This window comes from Brevibacterium sp. SMBL_HHYL_HB1 (assembly GCF_018208375.1).
In the GTDB taxonomy this organism is placed as follows: Bacteria; Actinomycetota; Actinomycetes; order Actinomycetales; family Brevibacteriaceae; genus Brevibacterium; species Brevibacterium intestinavium.
Genome location: NZ_CP062936.1, coordinates 3078644 through 3094650, shown reverse-complemented (window position 1 = coordinate 3094650; position 16007 = coordinate 3078644). Strand labels below are relative to the sequence as shown.

Annotated in this window: 18 protein-coding genes and 1 pseudogene; 7 read left to right on the top strand and 12 right to left on the bottom strand. The window is 63.8% G+C overall.

What is annotated here, in order from left to right:
- Positions 1 to 12: 12 nt before the first annotated feature.
- Positions 13 to 1251, bottom strand: a complete 1239-nt coding sequence (locus tag IG171_RS14305; RefSeq protein WP_212128054.1) for an MFS transporter — start codon at positions 1249 to 1251, stop codon at positions 13 to 15.
- A gap of 190 nt (positions 1252 to 1441) precedes the next feature.
- Between IG171_RS14305 and IG171_RS14300 the strand changes: the two genes are divergently transcribed.
- A complete protein-coding gene (locus IG171_RS14300; RefSeq protein ID WP_212128053.1) occupies positions 1442 to 2485 on the top strand; it encodes an LCP family protein in 1044 nt (347 codons plus the stop codon).
- Between the two features lie 81 nt (positions 2486 to 2566).
- On the opposite strand, the gene IG171_RS14295 is transcribed toward IG171_RS14300, so the two are convergent.
- Entirely contained in the window at positions 2567 to 3034 is a 468-nt protein-coding gene (locus tag IG171_RS14295) for a hypothetical protein (RefSeq protein ID WP_212128052.1), read from the bottom strand.
- Positions 3035 to 3430: 396 nt separating this feature from the next.
- Here IG171_RS14295 and IG171_RS14290 point away from each other — a divergent pair, with 396 nt between their 5' ends.
- The gene (locus tag IG171_RS14290; RefSeq protein WP_212128051.1) at positions 3431 to 4171 is read left to right on the top strand and encodes a Crp/Fnr family transcriptional regulator; all 741 of its coding nucleotides are present in this window, start codon (positions 3431 to 3433) and stop codon (positions 4169 to 4171) included.
- A gap of 284 nt (positions 4172 to 4455) precedes the next feature.
- Complete coding sequence (gene fdxA, locus IG171_RS14285) at positions 4456 to 4788, top strand: ferredoxin (protein ID WP_212128050.1); 333 nt, start codon at positions 4456 to 4458, stop codon at positions 4786 to 4788.
- Between the two features lie 41 nt (positions 4789 to 4829).
- Here fdxA and IG171_RS14280 read toward each other — a convergent pair whose 3' ends face one another.
- On the bottom strand, positions 4830 to 5519 hold the full coding sequence (locus IG171_RS14280; protein WP_212128049.1) for an SDR family oxidoreductase: 690 nt from the start codon (positions 5517 to 5519) through the stop codon (positions 4830 to 4832).
- Positions 5520 to 5623: 104 nt separating this feature from the next.
- Between IG171_RS14280 and IG171_RS14275 the strand changes: the two genes are divergently transcribed.
- Positions 5624 to 5986 (top strand): MerR family transcriptional regulator, encoded by a 363-nt coding sequence (locus IG171_RS14275; RefSeq protein WP_249203711.1) that lies wholly within the window; start codon positions 5624 to 5626, stop codon positions 5984 to 5986.
- Positions 5987 to 6026: 40 nt separating this feature from the next.
- On the opposite strand, the gene pgm is transcribed toward IG171_RS14275, so the two are convergent.
- Together pgm and IG171_RS14265 are read right to left on the bottom strand one after the other, a co-directional pair.
- Complete coding sequence (pgm, locus tag IG171_RS14270; RefSeq protein ID WP_212128048.1) at positions 6027 to 7667, bottom strand: phosphoglucomutase (alpha-D-glucose-1,6-bisphosphate-dependent); 1641 nt, start codon at positions 7665 to 7667, stop codon at positions 6027 to 6029.
- Between the two features lie 127 nt (positions 7668 to 7794).
- Positions 7795 to 8112: a hypothetical protein gene (locus IG171_RS14265; protein ID WP_212128047.1), complete on the bottom strand. Its 318-nt coding sequence runs from the start codon at positions 8110 to 8112 to the stop codon at positions 7795 to 7797.
- Positions 8113 to 8624: 512 nt separating this feature from the next.
- Between IG171_RS14265 and IG171_RS14260 the strand changes: the two genes are divergently transcribed.
- A complete protein-coding gene (locus IG171_RS14260; RefSeq protein ID WP_212128046.1) occupies positions 8625 to 8810 on the top strand; it encodes a hypothetical protein in 186 nt (61 codons plus the stop codon).
- An 81-nt stretch (positions 8811 to 8891) separates the two neighbouring features.
- On the opposite strand, the gene IG171_RS14255 is transcribed toward IG171_RS14260, so the two are convergent.
- The 5 genes from IG171_RS14255 to IG171_RS14235 form a co-directional block, all read right to left on the bottom strand.
- Entirely contained in the window at positions 8892 to 9533 is a 642-nt protein-coding gene (locus IG171_RS14255) for an HIRAN domain-containing protein (protein ID WP_212128045.1), read from the bottom strand.
- A 107-nt stretch (positions 9534 to 9640) separates the two neighbouring features.
- Complete coding sequence (locus IG171_RS14250; RefSeq protein WP_212128044.1) at positions 9641 to 10243, bottom strand: hypothetical protein; 603 nt, start codon at positions 10241 to 10243, stop codon at positions 9641 to 9643.
- 99 nt (positions 10244 to 10342) lie between these two features.
- On the bottom strand, positions 10343 to 10567 hold the full coding sequence (locus IG171_RS14245; protein WP_212128043.1) for a hypothetical protein: 225 nt from the start codon (positions 10565 to 10567) through the stop codon (positions 10343 to 10345).
- A gap of 46 nt (positions 10568 to 10613) precedes the next feature.
- Positions 10614 to 10943: a rhodanese-like domain-containing protein gene (locus tag IG171_RS14240; protein ID WP_212128042.1), complete on the bottom strand. Its 330-nt coding sequence runs from the start codon at positions 10941 to 10943 to the stop codon at positions 10614 to 10616.
- 157 nt (positions 10944 to 11100) lie between these two features.
- Positions 11101 to 12411: an ISL3 family transposase gene (locus IG171_RS14235; protein ID WP_212127363.1), complete on the bottom strand. Its 1311-nt coding sequence runs from the start codon at positions 12409 to 12411 to the stop codon at positions 11101 to 11103.
- A gap of 210 nt (positions 12412 to 12621) precedes the next feature.
- Here IG171_RS14235 and IG171_RS14230 point away from each other — a divergent pair, with 210 nt between their 5' ends.
- On the top strand, positions 12622 to 13548 hold the full coding sequence (locus IG171_RS14230) for an arginase family protein (RefSeq protein ID WP_212128041.1): 927 nt from the start codon (positions 12622 to 12624) through the stop codon (positions 13546 to 13548).
- On the opposite strand, the gene IG171_RS19125 is transcribed toward IG171_RS14230, so the two are convergent.
- Positions 13502 to 13804, bottom strand: coding sequence for a helix-turn-helix transcriptional regulator (locus tag IG171_RS19125; RefSeq protein ID WP_249204353.1), 303 nt, complete (start codon positions 13802 to 13804; stop codon positions 13502 to 13504). The genes IG171_RS14230 and IG171_RS19125 overlap by 47 nt on opposite strands.
- A gap of 153 nt (positions 13805 to 13957) precedes the next feature.
- A pseudogene (locus IG171_RS19120) lies at positions 13958 to 14336 on the bottom strand (hypothetical protein); the annotation flags it as partial.
- Positions 14337 to 14700: 364 nt separating this feature from the next.
- On the opposite strand from IG171_RS19120, the gene IG171_RS19355 reads away from it, so the two are divergent.
- On the top strand, positions 14701 to 15930 hold the full coding sequence (locus tag IG171_RS19355; protein ID WP_349252119.1) for a pyridoxamine 5'-phosphate oxidase family protein: 1230 nt from the start codon (positions 14701 to 14703) through the stop codon (positions 15928 to 15930).
- The last annotated feature ends 77 nt before the right edge of the window (positions 15931 to 16007 follow it).

Here is a 16007-nt window from a genome sequence, read left to right as displayed (position 1 = left end):
CAGCCGAGTGCCCTATTCCGCCATGCGCGCCCGGCGGCGGTCCTTGGCCAGCCGGACCTCGTGGCTCGACCGCTTCGGGTTGAGCAGTTTGAGCAGCGACAGCGCGATCACGGCTCCGAGGATCGCGCACCCGGCGGGCAGCAGCATGGCGGTCTTCGCGTTCGCGGCGTCGATGATGTTGCCGGCGATCGCCGAACCGAAGGCGACGCCGAAGCCCAGGGACGTGCCGAGCCAGGCGAAGGCCTCCGTGAGCCGGCGAGGCGGAGCCAGCTGCTCGATGACGGAGTTCGCGCCGATGAGGCTCGGGGCGATCGCCGAGCCGACGAAGACGAGGATGATGCCGTAGGAGACCATGTTCTGCGCCAGCAGCATCATGCAGGCGCCCACGGCCAGGCACGACACGGCGACACCGAACCGGTGGTGGACGGCGGCCGTCCAGTTCCGGGCCCCGTACAGGGCACCGGAGACCAGGGAACCCAGGGCCAGGCATGACAGCAGCACACCGGCGGCGGACTTCACGCCGAGTTCATCGGCGAAGGCCACGGCGATGACGTCGATGGCCCCGAAGTTCACGCCGAGGAAGATGTTGACGATGATGATCGCGAAGATGCCCGGGTTCGAGAACACGTGCCCCTTGGCCTCGGTGGTGCGCTCGACCGGGGGCGGTTCGGTCGACTTCTGGATGTAGAGCAGCAGCGATCCCGCACCCACGGTGACCATCGAGAGGATGATTCCCGCCGGAGGCCACACCGACGTGGCCAGCACGGTCGCGATCACCGGACCGGAGACGAACATCAGCTCATCGGCCACCGACTCCCAGGAGAACGCGGTCTGCAGCTTCTTCGGCGAGTCGACGATATGCGACCAGCGCGAACGAACCAGCGAACCGACGGAGCCGACCGTGGCTCCGCCGAGGCCGGCGAAGAGGTAGATGAAACCGGTCCACCAACCGCCGTAGACGGCGAAGATGAGCAGCGTCAGCGAGACCAGGTGGATGATGACGATGGGCGTCATGACCCTCGCCTGGCCGTAGCGGTCGACGAAGCGAGCGATCCCGGGGCCGGCAAGGGCTTGGACGATCATGTACACGGCGGTGACGATGCCCGCCAGGCCATAGGATCCGCTCACGCCCTGGATGAAGAGGACGATTCCCAATCCCAGCACTGCCACGGGCATACGGGCGACGAGACCGGCCAAGGAGAACTTGAGCGCACCGGGAAGCGACAGGATCTCCCGATAGTTGTTGAACACCAGAAGAGTCTACCCAGCTTGTCACGGCGCCACCATCGGATCGGGCACAGTTACCGGTGAGTCGCCTCACCAAAGTGGGGCGACGACACCGAGGTGTCCGGAGGTTTGTAACAAAAGCTATATAATTGCCGAGATTGCCATTTTCTCCCCGTCGGCGTGAGTCCCGCACCGACATGACCCCGGAGTGCCGATGACGGACAACACCACCTTCGACGATCTCTTCGACCACCAGCCCGAAGACCAGCAGCGACCCCGCAAGAAGAAGCGCGTATGGCGCAAGGTGCTCGTCGCCTTGCTCGTCATCGTCATCCTCGGCGTGCTGGGCATCGGGCTCTACGTCTGGAACGTCGGTCGCTCCTTCGACAAGAACGCGAACCGGCTGTCCGACGAACAGGTGTTCGGCGATCAGAATGCAGGCGGCAAGGAAGGCGACGGGACGAACATCCTCCTGCTCGGCTCCGATGAGCCGATGGACGAGGTCGACGTCAACGACTCCCGCGGTCTGCGCTCGGACACGATCATGGTCATGCATCTGCCCGAGGACGGCGGCAACGTCCAGATCATGTCGATCCCGCGCGATACCTGGGTCGACGTCGAGGGTCACGGCAAGTCGAAGATCAACTCGGCCCTGTCCTACGGCGGTCTGCCGTTGGCTGTGTCGACGGTCTCGGACTTCATCGGCACCGACCTCGATCACGTGGCGATCATCGACTTCGAAGGCTTCAAGGCGCTCACCGACAGCCTCGGTGGGGTGACGGTCAACTCCGAGCAGGCCTTCGAGAAGAACGGCTACACCTTCACCAAGGGCGAGAACGTCCTGGACGGCGATGAGGCGCTGACCTTCGTGCGTGAGCGCAAACAGTTCAAGGACGGCGACTTCCAGCGCGCCCGCAACCAGCAGGCATTCATCCGCGGCCTGACGAATGAGATCATCTCCGCCGACACCCTGTCGAACCCGGCGAAGATCCAGGACATGGTGGAGAACTTCGCTCCATACATGTATGTCGACTCCGGCCTGGACGCGAAGTACATCTCGTCCACCGCCTTCGATATGCGCGATGTCCGCCCCGGCGACATCGAATTCTTCACCGCCCCCGTCGCCGGTGTCGGCACTTCGCCGGACGGCCAGTCGATCGTCAACGTCGACGAGGATGAGCTGAAGAAGGTCCAGGACGCGTTCAAGAACGACACCGTCGACGACTACGTGCAGAACGCTCCCGAAGCGCACCTGTAAGCGCCGAGGCAGAATCCGGCCCCGCACCGATTGCGACCGGTGCGGGGCCGGAGTCATTCACAGGACTTCGCCGAGGCGGCTTCAGCCTTGGAATCTGACGCTGTGGACTGCGTGGGGCTCGCCCCGTTCGCCGCCGTTGTGGACCGCCTCGGTGGGCAGGCCGAGAGACATCGTCTCGCCGGTCACGGTGTTCACATAGTCGACGTAGGTCGTGCCGGCGGCTCCCTCAGTGCCCATACGATCCCAATGGGTGACGTTGTCATCGCGGTGGGCATCGAGCTCGTCGACGACCCCGGGTGAGGCGAAGGCCTCGACGCGGTCGGTGTTGCCGTTGCCCCAAGCTTGGACGAGTTCGTCCGCATAGGTCGTCGGGTCGGTTGGGAAGTGCACGGACTGAGTGCCGGAATCCGCTGCGGCCGACTGCGATGTCGAGTCGGCGAGGCCGGCGCTGTCGGCCAGGGCCGGACCACTGGCGAAGGCGATGCCGGCGAGGCCGGTGACGGTGGCGACGCCGAAGGCGGTGGCGCGGTTGCGGATGGTGGACTTCATCAGATCGCTCCCTTCGTCGTATCTGCTGCCACCGCAAGGTGGCATGTCGGTTGACGCAGATCAGTATTGTCCTCGAATTTGAGGACGCGACAACGGAGACTGAATGGAGACTTGGAAACGGTCACAGACCGACGACAGGAGTGTTGCGATCATGCGGCAGCGGTTGTCACAGGTGGGCAGGCGAACAGCCGGCGGCAGTCGATTCTTCCTGCGAGCCCGGTGGTGACGATGCCCTGCTGGCGATGCTCCGGCAGCTGTGGGCGTTCGGGGTCGGTGATGTTCTCGGCAATTCCGTTGGCGCAGCGATATCCGATCGTGACCCGAACCGGCCCGAGGGTGACGGAGTAGTGTGGGCAGTGCCTCGGAACGACGACAGCCTGAGAGGATGGGGAGACCGTGCCACAACACCTCTCGCTTCCTCTGTCCCCGTGTTCGGCGGCCCCTTCCGCGTGCCGGCACACGGTCCGCCTCGAGGCGCTGACCCATGCGCCTCTCTTCGCATCGCTGCCCGCCGACGAACTCATCGCGCTCGAGGGGCGGGTCAGTGCTCCCGGCTACATCGCGGGAGAGCGGATCTATCGGGCCGGTGACCGTGCCGGTTCTCTGTTCGTGGTCGCCTCGGGAGCGGTGAAGCTGCTGCGCCCGTCTCCACGAGGTGACAATGCCGTCGTGTCAGTGCTCGGCCCGGGGGACAGCTTCGGGACGCTCACGCGCATCGAACACTGTGGTGAGACCGCTGTGGCCATGGTCGATTCGTGCATCATCGGACTTCCGGTGAGTGTCGTCCGCAGCGTTCTGGAGAGATACCCGAAGGTCGCAATGGCGGCATTCGACGAACTCGCCGAGCGACTCGAGCAGTCCTACCAGGCGCTCGAGCAGCTGACCGTCGGCAGCGCGGATCGGCGGGTGGCCGCCGTGCTGCTGAGCCTGTCGGAGAAGCTGGGGCGAGTGAACGAGGGAAGAATCGAGCTGTCCGTTCCCCTCAGCCGTGCCGACCTCGGGGCCATCGCCCGGATCACTCCCGAATCCGCGAGCCGTGCGCTCGGGCGGCTGCGCGCGGCCGGAGCCGTCGATTTCGGGCGGCAGTGGACAGCGATCGTCGACCCGAGCCTGCTGCACGAGATCGCCACGAGCTGACCGGACCGGCAACTGACACGAACTCGGTAACGGACACGAACCCCGCGTCTGACACCGACCCGGCGACTGCTCGTCAACCCCGCGGCCGTCTGCCTGCCGACCCCACGTCCGGCTGCCGAACCGACCGTCGCCCCGGTCTCCTCGGCCGAGGCCGTCGAACATGATCGGGATCATATGCCCGCGGTCCGAAGTTCACTATGGTGGGACCAGACCCGGGAAACCGGTGTGAGGAACGCAGAGCGCGCCAAAGGCTCCGCGTGACTTGAAGAAAGGCGGTAGAACGCATGACGTATGTGATCGCGCAGCCGTGCGTGGATGTCAAGGACAGGGCCTGTGTCGACGAATGCCCGGTCGACTGCATCTACGAGGGCGCGCGCAGCCTCTACATCCATCCTGATGAATGCATCGACTGCGGTGCCTGCGAGCCGGTGTGCCCGGTCGAAGCGATCTTCTACGAAGACGATGTCCCGGATGAGTGGGAGGAATACTACAGCTACAACGTCGAGTTCTTCGACGAGCTCGGCTCACCCGGTGGTGCGGCGAAGCTCGGCAACACCGAACGCGACCACCCCGCCATCGCGGCCCTGCCCCCGCAGAATCAGGACTACCAGGGCTGAAGCCGACGAGGGGGTGAATCCCGCTCCGTCATCGAACCGAATCACTTCGCGAATCGGCCCCGATCGTCCGACAGACCGGCTTTGAGGGCCCTCGCCGCCTCATCGGCCAGGATCTCGACCACCCCGTCCTCGAACTGATCGAGGGCGGTGGAGACGAGCACGTCGGGGCGGTTCTTCGGTGCGTCGATGCCCTTCATCATGTCCGTGTCGGTGCTGCCGAGCAGGAGGGAACTGACCTGAATGCCTGGGGCGAGCTCTTCGCGCAGTCCGTTCGACATCGCCCAATTGGCTGCCTTGGACGCGCCGTAGGAGTTCGAATGCTCGTAGCCGAGCCACGCCATGACGGACGAGACGTTGAGGAATGCCCCGCGACCGCGCTCCCGCATGGCCGGCGCGAACGCCCTGACCACGTGCAATGCTCCGAAGTAGTTGACATCGATCTCGCGGCGGATGTCATCCATGTCCCCATCGACGAGTCGCGCGAACGAGGAGAACCCCGCGTTGTTGATGACGATGTCTGCTGCGCCGACCGTGCGAGCGGCGGCGTCGACCTGATCCGGCTCCGTGACGTCGAGGCCGATGGCCTCGACTCCGGGAAGGTCGATCGACTCCGGGCGGCGTGCGGCCGCATAGACCTTCGCCGCGCCTCTGTCGAGCAGTTGGGCCGCGAACTGACGGCCCAGTCCGCGGTTCGCTCCGGTAACGATGGCGACGCTGTTGTCAACCTTCATGGCTGTGCTTCCTTCGCTGTCGGCGGTCTGTTTCCGCGCCGGTTCCGGCGGGTGCTTCGATGCTAGAATCTGACGTCAACGTCAAGTTCAAGTCGATGAGGCACATGTCACAGAATCCACCGCCCACAGCTTCCCTGCTGTCGATCGGTGAGACCGCACGCCGGGCGGGCTGCAGTCCTCGCGCCCTTCGCTACTACGAAGAACAGGGACTTCTCGCACCGCAGCGGACCCAGGGCGGTCAGCGAAGGTATCCCGTCGATGCCGTCGAGCGCGTGCTGCTTTACCGCAGACTCATCGATGCCGGCCTCGGCACCGAGGTGATTCGAGAGCTCCTGCCATGTATGAACGGCTCAGCGGGTGCAGACACCGTGGCCACGCTCGAGCGCGAGCATGCGAAGCTGCTCGACCAGGCTCGCGAACTCGAGGCGACCGCGGACAGGCTCGCAGACATCCTCAAGTCGCTGTGAGCCCGCGTTCTTCGCGCCGACGGCGCAGTGACGGGAACGCCTACTTCAGCACGCCGTCGACCAGGGTCCGGGCATCGTGCTGGACGGTGCGCAGGTGGTCCTCGTCGCGCAGGGATTCCGCGTAGATCTTGTACACGTCCTCCGTGCCCGAGGGACGCACGGCGAACCAGGCATTGTCCGTGGTCACCTTCAGTCCCCCAATGGGGGCGTTGTTCCCCGGCGCCGAGGTGAGCACTGACTTGACGGCTTCACCGCCGATGGTCTTCGCGTTGACCTGGGAGGCTGCGAGGGCTCCGAGCTTCGCCTTCTGCTCACGGGTGGCCGGGGCGTCCTGACGGGCATAGGCGCTGGCGCCGAAGTTCGCGGCCAGTCCCGCATACCTCTGCGACGGCGTCTGGCCGGTCTTCGCGGTCATCTCGGCCGCGAGCAGAGCGAGGATGATGCCGTCCTTGTCCGTCGACCACACCTTGCCGTCTCGGCGCAGGAACGACGCACCCGCCGATTCCTCCCCGCCGAAGGCCAGAGTCGAATCGAGCAGGCCGGGAACGAACCATTTGAAGCCGACGGGCACCTCGAACAGCTTCCGATCGTGGGAGGCCACGATCCGATCCACCAGCGACGAGGTGACCAGCGTCTTGCCGATCCCCGCCCCGGCCGGCCAATCGGAACGCGAACTGAGGAGGTAGTCGATGGCCGCAGCCAGGTAGTGGTTCGGGTCCATCAGTCCCGCATCGGGGGTGACGATGCCGTGCCGGTCGGCGTCGGCGTCATTGCCCGTGGAGATGTCATAGTCGTCGCGGGAGGCGATGAGGCCGGACATCGCATAGGGCGAGGAGCAGTCCATGCGGATGTTTTCATCCCAGTCGAGCGTCATGAACGACCAGGTGGGATCGACATCGGGGTGGACGACGGTGAGGTTGAGATCGTAGTCCTCGGCGATGGCCGCCCAGAAGTCGACACTGGCCCCGCCCAGGGGGTCGGCGCCGATCCTCAGTCCGGAGCTGCGGACGATGTCGAGGTCGACGACGGAGCCGAGGTCATCGACGTAGTTCGCGACGTAGTCGAAGTTCTCAGTGTTCTCCAGGTGGAAGGCGCGCTGGAATCCGGTGCGCGGGATCTTCTCCCACCCGTCGGCCAGGTAGGCGTTGGCGCGGTCGGCGATCCAGGTCGTGGTCTCGGTGCCGGCCGGTCCGCCGTGGGGCGGGTTGTACTTGATGCCGCCGTCGGAGGGCGGGTTGTGGCTGGGGGTGACGATGATGCCGTCGGCCTGGGCGTCGGCGCGGGACTTCCCGGCGTTGTAGCCGAGGATCGCGTGTGAGACCGCCGGGGTGGGGGTGAAGCCGTCACGCTCGTCGATGAGCGCGTGCACCTCGGCGGCGGCGAGGACTTCGAGGACGGTGAGGAACGCGGGCTCGCTCAGAGCGTGGGTGTCCCGGCCCAGGAAGATCGGACCGCGGATGCCCTTGTCCCTGCGGAAGTCGACGATGGCCGCGGTGATGGCCGCGATGTGCGCCTCGTTGAAGGAGCGGTTGAAGCTCGAGCCGCGGTGCCCAGAAGTGCCGAAGCTCACGGCCTGGGTGGGCACCGAGGGGTCGGGAACGAGATCGTGATAGGAGTCGAGAAGCGCGGGGATGTCCACGAGATCCTGATCCTGGGCCAACTGGCCAGCGCGTGTAGTCATATCCCTACCTTGCCAAATCCCCTCAGGGGCGCACAGTTGTGTCCACGGAGTTCTTGCATCGTGGACGGTGCGGAGGAGTCCTGCGAGACTTCACGCCTGCAGCAGACACCCTCGCCGAGGCGGCTGCTCAGTCCGGCGGCTCCGAGCTGGTGTCCTCGTCCTCCTTCGTGTCGCCGCCGCGCACATCGCGGCCGTTGTCGAGCGACGAATCGCTGTCGTCGGAGGACACTGCGCCTTCGCCGGCGGCTTGGGCTTCCTTGGGGTCTCGATCCACGGGCACGTCGTGGTCGGCTGCGATCTGCTCGAGCCTCTCCTCAGGAGTCTGCGAACTGCCTTCTTCCTCGGTCTCGGAACCGACGCTGACAGCGGACGAGTCGATCTCCTTCTCGGTGTCGTGGTCCTCTCCTGCTGCGCCGTCGGGCAGATTCTTCTTCTCGTCGCTCATGGGGTCCCACTCTTTCGCACGGTTGTCGGAGATGGCCATCGCCACCTCGTTCACTTCGGGTCGATGATCGTGTCAGAGGCAACGCGGTCCGTGGTCTCGACGCTAACCCCATCGGGGAGTGGGATCAAGGCTTTCGACCACGGTGCCTTCGCGCCGGCGCTCACCAGCTCGAAGCGGGCATCGCGGGGCTGTCGAACCGTGCCCGAGGCTGCGGTGAATTTTCTGATAATCCCTGATCAGAACCCTGTGCATGAGGAAAGTGCTGGGAGAGAGTGAAACCACTCCGCGGGCAGGAGCCGAGAGGCCTGCCGCTTGCGAACGGGACGAGGTCGCCGACTGCATCCCGATCCTCGCGAGGCGGATCCGGACTGGTTCGGCCTCAGCCTCATCGAATCGGTCGGAACCGTGCACGAGACCGGTGCCACCGAGATCGCTTTCTCCATCCCGCCGAACTCGACATCCCGAACTTCATCGGCAATGACGAGCTGCGCGAGGTCATCGAGGATAGGACGGTGTCACCCGAGCAGGCCGACCACGCCGTCGAACTCAATTCCGAGCAGCATCTGCGCACGCTCAAGCTCGGCTTCCATGCCCTCGCCGGAATCAGTCTGGCCGCGGCCCTGCCGGCCTCACGCCTGCCCAAGTACCGGCCCGACGAGGTCCCCGACCCCGCCGAGGAGGCCGATCCGGCAGCGTGAACCCGCCAGTGAGCGCAGTGCTCGTTGATAAAGTTATCAACCCGTGGGGTTCTCCGGCGAGTAGGCTAACAGGCCGGGTGATCAGAACTCTTTGAGATCGACTCCGGAGAACACTGCCTCGTCATCGCGCGCCTCAAACACCAGCGTCACCAGCAGTCTTTGGTGGAATCCAGCATTTGGTGAGTTCCGCTGCACCACAGTCAACGTATAGTTGTCGGTTGCCACTGCCGGATTGATGAAGTTGCGCAACGGATGTGGAACGTACCCCAGAGGCGCCCCATTGTGACTGACCTTGAGCGCCAGTTCGGACTCGGGGTTGGATGGCTCTCGCTCAACCTGCAGCGAGTCACCCGAATGCAGCTGTTCGAGAGCGTTGTACCCGGTGTCGTCGAGGTACCGGATACCATGCACGAAAAGGGTGAATGAATGATGTCCCGTACTGACCTGTTCCGGGAATGAAAGCACTTCAAGCTGATCATTGAGTCGGCTTCCACCTGATCGCGCGAGAACCTCAAATGGTTCAGCTGGGTCCTCAAGGTTGAGATAGCTGAGTGCAGTCGCTCGATCCGGTCGCTCCGGCGAAATGACGCGTTCGGCGAAAAATGGAAACAGGCGATCAGAGGTCACTCCACCCCGCACCTTCTGCAATCCGGGAAGTTCACGGAAATACTCCGCCTGCGCATACGTATTCAGATACGAGAAATGAAAGGTATCGTCAGGCATTCGTGAAAGTATGCCGATGGTCTCGTAGGGACTGTTCGGAGGCAGCTTCTGAGTGACCAGAAGTTTCCGCACGGAGACACCGCTACGTGGAACATTCGCGGGCGCGATCAGTTCTGTAGGGAGCATCGGAGAATTCTTCGTCTGTTTTCTTCAAGTATCGCAGTCATCAGGTTAGCCCGCGAGGCTGACACGATATCGACGCCGTGACAGGTCTCAGCGAGCTTGTCCGGATCAAGGTCTTCCAGCCTGTCCCGCCACAGCACTGCCGATTTTCCTGCGATTAGAACCGAATCACGCCAGAGGCCCACCAGCGATTGCTTTCTGTCCTCGAATCGCTTCGCCTTACCGCGTTCGCAGAATCTGTGGATGTCGGAAAGCTTCCTTTCACAGACCGACTCCTCAATCGAAGAAGCCAATGCTGATCCATGGTCAAAGCTTGCGGTAAGCCGATCTGGCTGGTCCGCGTCTCCGAGCGGCGGTTCTTCGATGGCCCAATTCTCGGCATGTCGATCGTTGTTGGCGCACAGGGCATCAAGCAACAAGTAGCCGCTGAAGACATCGAATGCCGCCCAATCTGCGTAGTCCGTGCCGGCGGGGCCCAACAGACCCGTCATGACGGAGGCGATGTTCTTCAGGTTGTGGCCGGGCCGGGCATTGGAGCGGCGATCGCCAGCACATGATTCGTAGCTTTCGATTCCGAGAAGGACCATGTCCGCGGACCCGAGATTGTGATCTGGACGGATCACGTTTCGTGAAATGACTCCGGGAGTATCGTCTCTGTGCCAGGCGCACTTGCGCAGTCGGAATGCTCAGCAGCTTGGCGACTTCACACACCACGGCTTCGGCGACATCGTCGTGGCGCCGGTACGTTCTACCATCGTGGATTGTCCGGTTTTCGGTGTCTTGAATAGCCATGACACTTCTTGAGTCGGAGTGGAAAAGGCTGTGCCTTTCGGCGTGATCCAAATTTTGGGGTCAGCGCCCATCGACTCATCGGCTTCAACCATCCAGTCGGTCACATCGGTGCGTTCCAAATTCTGCAACTGTCGTCAGCGGGTGTGACCGAACTGGCCCAGGACCCTACTTCACCCAGGGTTCCTCGCCGGTCTCGGAGACGATGGGTTTGCCGTTGTCGAGGTTCCAGGAGCCCATTCCGCCCTGGACGTCGAAGGCGTCGAAGCCGTTCTGGTTCAGCCAGGCGACGGCTCGGTTCGAGCGTCCGCCGGTGCGGCAGATGACGTACATGTCGTCATCGAGCGGCAGGTCGTCGAGGCGGGCGGGCAGTTCGCCCAGCGGCACGTGGTACGCGCCTTCGATGTGCCCGGCCTCCCACTCGTCGTCTTCACGGACGTCGACGATGGTGGCACCTTCGGGAATGTCGTTGACGGTGACGGTGGTTTCTTCATCCATGGCCCCCAGTGTAGGCACGGACGTCTTCACCGTGCACGCGTGCAGGGTGGCGCGAATCGACAACTGCGATGTCCCGATCCGCCAAGAAGTCTTCCGGCACTTCTTCTAACCTCGTCCATGAACCGATGTCGAGCGATGTCGAATGCCGATTCCCGGCTCATCGTAATTGAGAGTGTAGAACCGGTCTGAAGCCACCGGACTCGAGCAGACACCTGGCGATGTAGTGGGTGATGTTACGGAACCCCAAAGCAGACCCGCGCAGATGTTCAAGCCTGCCGTTGATCGCTTCAGTCGGACCATTGGACGTTCCCGGTCGGGTGAAGAACGCCAGCACATCGGCAGCTCGGCGCTTCAGAGTCCGTCCCAACCGTTTGAGCTCGACCAGCTCTGTCGGCAGATTCGTCGTCAGTGCGTCGATGACCGTTCTCAAGAGCTTCTTGCCCTCGTTGCGGTCGGCGGTTCGGTAGGCGTTGACTATGTCTTGGTAAACAGCCCAGGTGACTTCGACTTCGGTGAAACTCGAATCGGCGAACAGGCCTGCGATCCTCTCCTGCTGCTTGGTCGTGAGCAGATCAGCGCCTGTGTGCAGAGTCCTCCTCGCTCGATACAAGGGGTCTTTCGCTCGTCCACGATGACCAGTGGTCTCCTGCTGAATACGACGACGAACATCATCGAGAGCATCACCGGCGAGCTTGACGACATGGAAGGGGTCCATGACTTCGACCGCATCGGGCAGTTCCTCGACCGAGGCTGTTTTGAAGCCGGAGAATCCGTCCATCGCGACGACGTCGATGCCATCACGCCAGTCCTTCGGACGGGCTTTCAACCACTGCTTGAACACCTGCTTCGACCGTCCGGGCATCATGTCGAGCAGACGTGCTGGGCCTGTTGCCTGGCTGATCGGGGTGAGGTCGATGATGACGGTGACGTACTTGTCGCCACGCCGAGTGTGCCGCCATACGTGCTCGTCGACACCAATGACGCTGACCCCGTCGAAACGCGTCGGGTCGTTGATCAACAACCGCTTACCTTCAGCGAGGATTGCGGAGTTCGCGGTGTGCCAGGACACGGCGAGTTTGCGTGCGATCACGGACACGGTGTCGTGGTCGATGACGAGGGCACGCAGCGCCCAGTCGAGGCCGGTTCGAGAGATCTTCGCTCGTGGGGGCGCCGCAGCAGTGGTGTCTTGACGCCATACGCGGTCGCACTCGACGCATTTGTAGCGGCGGAGGCGAATATGAAGCGTGGTCGGTCGGTGGCCGAAGGGTTCGTGGGCGAGACGGCGGACGACGGTATCGCGAACGATCCCGTGGCCACCACACCGTCGGCACCAGTCATCGGCAGTGTTGGGCCGGCATTCCAGGATGGCTTTGTGTCCGGTGATGTGTTGGCCGGTGCAGGTGAGGTCGAGGGTGTCGAGTCGGCAGAATGTCGTGAGGTCAGGGGTTGAGAAAGTAGGCTTGGCCACGTCGAGGTCTTTCGGATGGGTTGTGTGAGAACTTCCATCATCGGAAGACCTCGACATCTATCCGGGTAGCGACTCGCCGTGTCCTGGAATCACCGTTCTACACTCTCGTTTACGATGAGCCCGATTCCCACGTACGCTCGCGCCACAGGACCATCCGAACGTGGCTTCACAGAGTTCCTCGACTTGGCTGAGAGACGGAAAGGTTGACCCATGAATGACACGACACCTGAGGCAGCATTCAACGATGCCCGCACACTTCGGCTCGTGTGGCCGCAGTGGCAGGGCGCAGGGGCGGACAACGCCGCATCCCTCGTACCCGAGGTTGGCAGGGAACGGGCTCGGCGCGGTTACCACGTGGGCTCGCGCGTGCTCGCAGCCATACTGCCCGAGCACAAAGGACCGTCGGAGTTCATCCCTGTCGATGTCGGCGACCCCGATGAGGGATCGATCGACGGAATAGAATCTCGAACGGCCGTGACCACCGCTTTGCAGAAGGCCCTCAGAGCACTGTCCGCACATGACTTCGATCGGGTGCTCACCCTCGGCGGGGAGTGCTCGGTCAGCGTGGCACCGTTTGCTCACCTGGCCGAGATGTATGGAGACGATCTCGCCGTGGTGTGGATCGACGCCCACCCGGACTCGGACACCCCGGACACGGCCTACGACGGCTATCACGCGATGGCCGCGGCCATGCTCCTCGGACACGGCGACCGGCAGCTGATCAGCCACTTGCCCGCGACTGTCAGGGCCGAGAACTTCGCCTACGCCGGTCAGCACTGCGGTGAGGACGATGCTCTGGCGAACGTGCGTGCATGGGGACCGCCGGTGTTCACACCGGATGACCTGCGCAAGGATTCGACCGCTCTCCTCGACTGGCTCAAGGCCACCGGTGCGGGCAAAGTGGCGATCCACCTCGATGTGGATGTCGTCGACAGCGACGAGGTCTCCTTCGGCCTCGGCGAGGAGCCAGGCGGGCTCACTCGGTCTCAGGTGAACCGGCTCATCAGAGACGTGGCCGCAGTCGCCGACGTCGTAGGTCTCACAATCGCTGAGTATGTTCCGCGCAATCTGCTGCAGCTGCAGGAGATGCTCAGTGGTCTTCCGCTGATCGGCGATGATGGACTTCGCTCGGAGTGAGGTCGTACTTCGCTTTGAACGCACGGCTGAAATGAGACAGGTCTGAGAACCCCAGGTCGAAGGCCGCATCCGCGACGGACCGGGTGCGTCCTTCGGCCAAAGCGGTGTGGGCGGCCTCGAGACGGTGGTCGAGCAGCCATCTCATCGCCGATTCGTTCTCTCGAGCGAAGGCTCTGTTCAGTGTACGCACGCTGATGTTGAGTGCGGCAGCGATTCGTCCCGCGGTCAGCGTGGGATCCGCGGCGTGAGCGCGCATGAACGTCTTGGCGCGCATGAGGTAGTCCGCTGAGCCGTTGCTCGCCGCCACACCGTCGACGTTCGTCAGCCCCACGGCAACGATGTCGAGGATCGCCGAGTCGAGCCGGCCGCGGGCGGCGGCCGGAAGAGACTCTGATTCTGCGGCCAGCCCGCGCAGATAGTTGGCGACGAGACGTGAGACCGCTGAATTGCCTGCGAAGCGGATGGCGGAGAACCTCTCTGGTGCGGCGACCCGTGAGGCCAGCGCCGAGCGGGGAATCCTGACGACGAGCTCACGATAGGGCTCGGGGAAGTTCAGCTGGTAAGGCGCGCTGGTGTCATAGAGAAGGAGGTCGCCGTCCGAACTGTTCGACTGCACCGCTGCCGGAGTACTTGAGGCTGAGCAGGAGATGATCAGACGGAACATCGGCGATGAGCTCGTCCGAACGCTCGTAGCGCACCGGCCCCGATTCGACCTCGGAGACCTGAAGGCGACCGAAGCCGGACAGACGCATCCGAGCTGAGAACTCAGACCCGCGCTGGATGGTCATGGTCAGCCCCGCGTAGGCGGATCTCACGACTTCTTCCCACTGTTGGCGCGAGGTCCAGGCAGTGGGAAACTCAGAGCAACGTTCTGCGGCGTTCACCTCGGCCCCCTTCATCTTTCCCATATTACGGTCGAACTGAAGTATCGGCGGCCCGGTGCGCGTCCAGAGGCTGCAGCTGCCCGACGATCCCTCCCGTCGTCCCATTCCAAGGGGGCTGTTGCCAACCGGAAGCCCGTGTGAGAATGACTGTCCAGCCGTTCATGCGCTCGCCGATCACAGCTCGCATCAGCGACTGCCGGGATCGGCGCACCGTTACGGCGCGCACAGCGACTGGAGCGCCAGGAACCGTCTGCGAAGGGAAATGGTCATGGGCAACAGAGATACGAGTGACGAGTCCGCTGCCGAGAAGAAGGCACGTGACGTCGCTGCCAAGTTGGACGAGACGTCCGCGACGTTTGCCGGGACCTCGAACATGGAATCTCACGCCAGGGTCGGATACACCGAGCAGAACGTTGAGGATCGCGCCCAGACCGCCGCCGAGGAGGAGGGCGTGACCCTGCACCGCAATCCTGATGGATCGCACACAGCGATCGACGAATCGAGAGCCGCCGAGGCGACCCCGAAGTCCGATACCGGCGAGGGAGCCCCGACGTCCGATGCGGATCAAGATCAGCCCGAGAAGCATGATGCCGCTGCAGCTCCCGGTATGGGCGCGGCTGTCGGCACCACCGGTGAGCCCGACGATGTCGACAGTGCACCCGGTATGGGCAACGCAGTCGCCAGCACTGCCGGAGACGATGCGGCTGCTGACAGCGGTTCCGATTCCGACAAGGGGACGCACGAGGCTGATGACGCTGCCGTTGCCCCCGGCATGGGCGCGGCTGTCGGCACCACCGGTGAGCCCGACGATGTCGACAGTGCACCCGGCATGGGCAACGCGGTCGCCAGCACTGCCGGAGGCGGTGCGGCGAGCACCGCAGCAGCCTACTCCGGCAATGAGACTGCATCCGGCAACGCATCGACCGGCAGCGCCTCGGCATCCGGCGGCGTTTCCGCCAGCGACGATACCGAGGGAGGTCATGCCCCGGGCGGTGCCGGGACGAGGCCCGCGGGCGAGGCGGCGACGAACGAACTCGGCCAGGCCGATGTGATCAAGATCCTGCGGGGCAGCAACTCCGTGATGCTCGCCACGGCATTGGCCGACGGCAAGATTCTCGCGCATCCGATGACCGCGCAGGAGGTCACCGAGGATGCCGATGTCTGGTTCTTCCTCGCCCTCGACGGCGACCAGGCCAAGGCGCTGCGGACGAACCCACAGGTCAATATCAGCGTCGCCGAGGCGGGCAACTGGCTCTCCGTGGCCGGCCGCGTCGAGTTCGTCGACGACCCGGTCACGATCGACGAGCTGTGGTCCGAATCGGCTAATGCCTGGTTCGACGGCCGTGAGGATCCGAACCTCGGGCTCATCAAGGTCGTCACGGACTCCGCGCAGCATTGGGGCTTGCCCGGCGGCAAGGTCTCCGGCCTGTTCCGTATGGTCAAGTCGAAGATCGCCGGCGACCGTCCCGCCGGTGGCACTCAGAGCACGGAACTCTGAGCCTGAGGCCGCATCAGTGCACCTCTGCTGTGCAGACCCGCTCCTGTGCTGTCTCGCATCTCACTTGCCAACTCCGG

Excerpts from the sequence above, each read along its gene's own strand:
- IG171_RS19125 (WP_249204353.1), bottom strand. The coding sequence starts at position 13,804 with ATGCGCGCTCACGCCGCGGATCCCACGCTGACCGCGGGACGAATCGCT.
- IG171_RS14240 (WP_212128042.1), bottom strand. The coding sequence starts at position 10,943 with ATGGATGAAGAAACCACCGTCACCGTCAACGACATTCCCGAAGGTGCC.
- IG171_RS14275 (WP_249203711.1), top strand. The coding sequence starts at position 5,624 with ATGTCACAGAATCCACCGCCCACAGCTTCCCTGCTGTCGATCGGTGAG.
- IG171_RS14265 (WP_212128047.1), bottom strand. The coding sequence starts at position 8,112 with ATGAGCGACGAGAAGAAGAATCTGCCCGACGGCGCAGCAGGAGAGGAC.
- pgm (WP_212128048.1), bottom strand. The coding sequence starts at position 7,667 with ATGACTACACGCGCTGGCCAGTTGGCCCAGGATCAGGATCTCGTGGAC.
- IG171_RS14280 (WP_212128049.1), bottom strand. The coding sequence starts at position 5,519 with ATGAAGGTTGACAACAGCGTCGCCATCGTTACCGGAGCGAACCGCGGA.
- IG171_RS14255 (WP_212128045.1), bottom strand. The coding sequence starts at position 9,533 with ATGCCTGACGATACCTTTCATTTCTCGTATCTGAATACGTATGCGCAG.
- IG171_RS14300 (WP_212128053.1), top strand. The coding sequence starts at position 1,442 with ATGACGGACAACACCACCTTCGACGATCTCTTCGACCACCAGCCCGAA.
- IG171_RS14230 (WP_212128041.1), top strand. The coding sequence starts at position 12,622 with ATGAATGACACGACACCTGAGGCAGCATTCAACGATGCCCGCACACTT.
- fdxA (WP_212128050.1), top strand. The coding sequence starts at position 4,456 with ATGACGTATGTGATCGCGCAGCCGTGCGTGGATGTCAAGGACAGGGCC.
- IG171_RS14250 (WP_212128044.1), bottom strand. The coding sequence starts at position 10,243 with ATGGTCCTTCTCGGAATCGAAAGCTACGAATCATGTGCTGGCGATCGC.
- IG171_RS19355 (WP_349252119.1), top strand. The coding sequence starts at position 14,701 with ATGGGCAACAGAGATACGAGTGACGAGTCCGCTGCCGAGAAGAAGGCA.
- IG171_RS14295 (WP_212128052.1), bottom strand. The coding sequence starts at position 3,034 with ATGAAGTCCACCATCCGCAACCGCGCCACCGCCTTCGGCGTCGCCACC.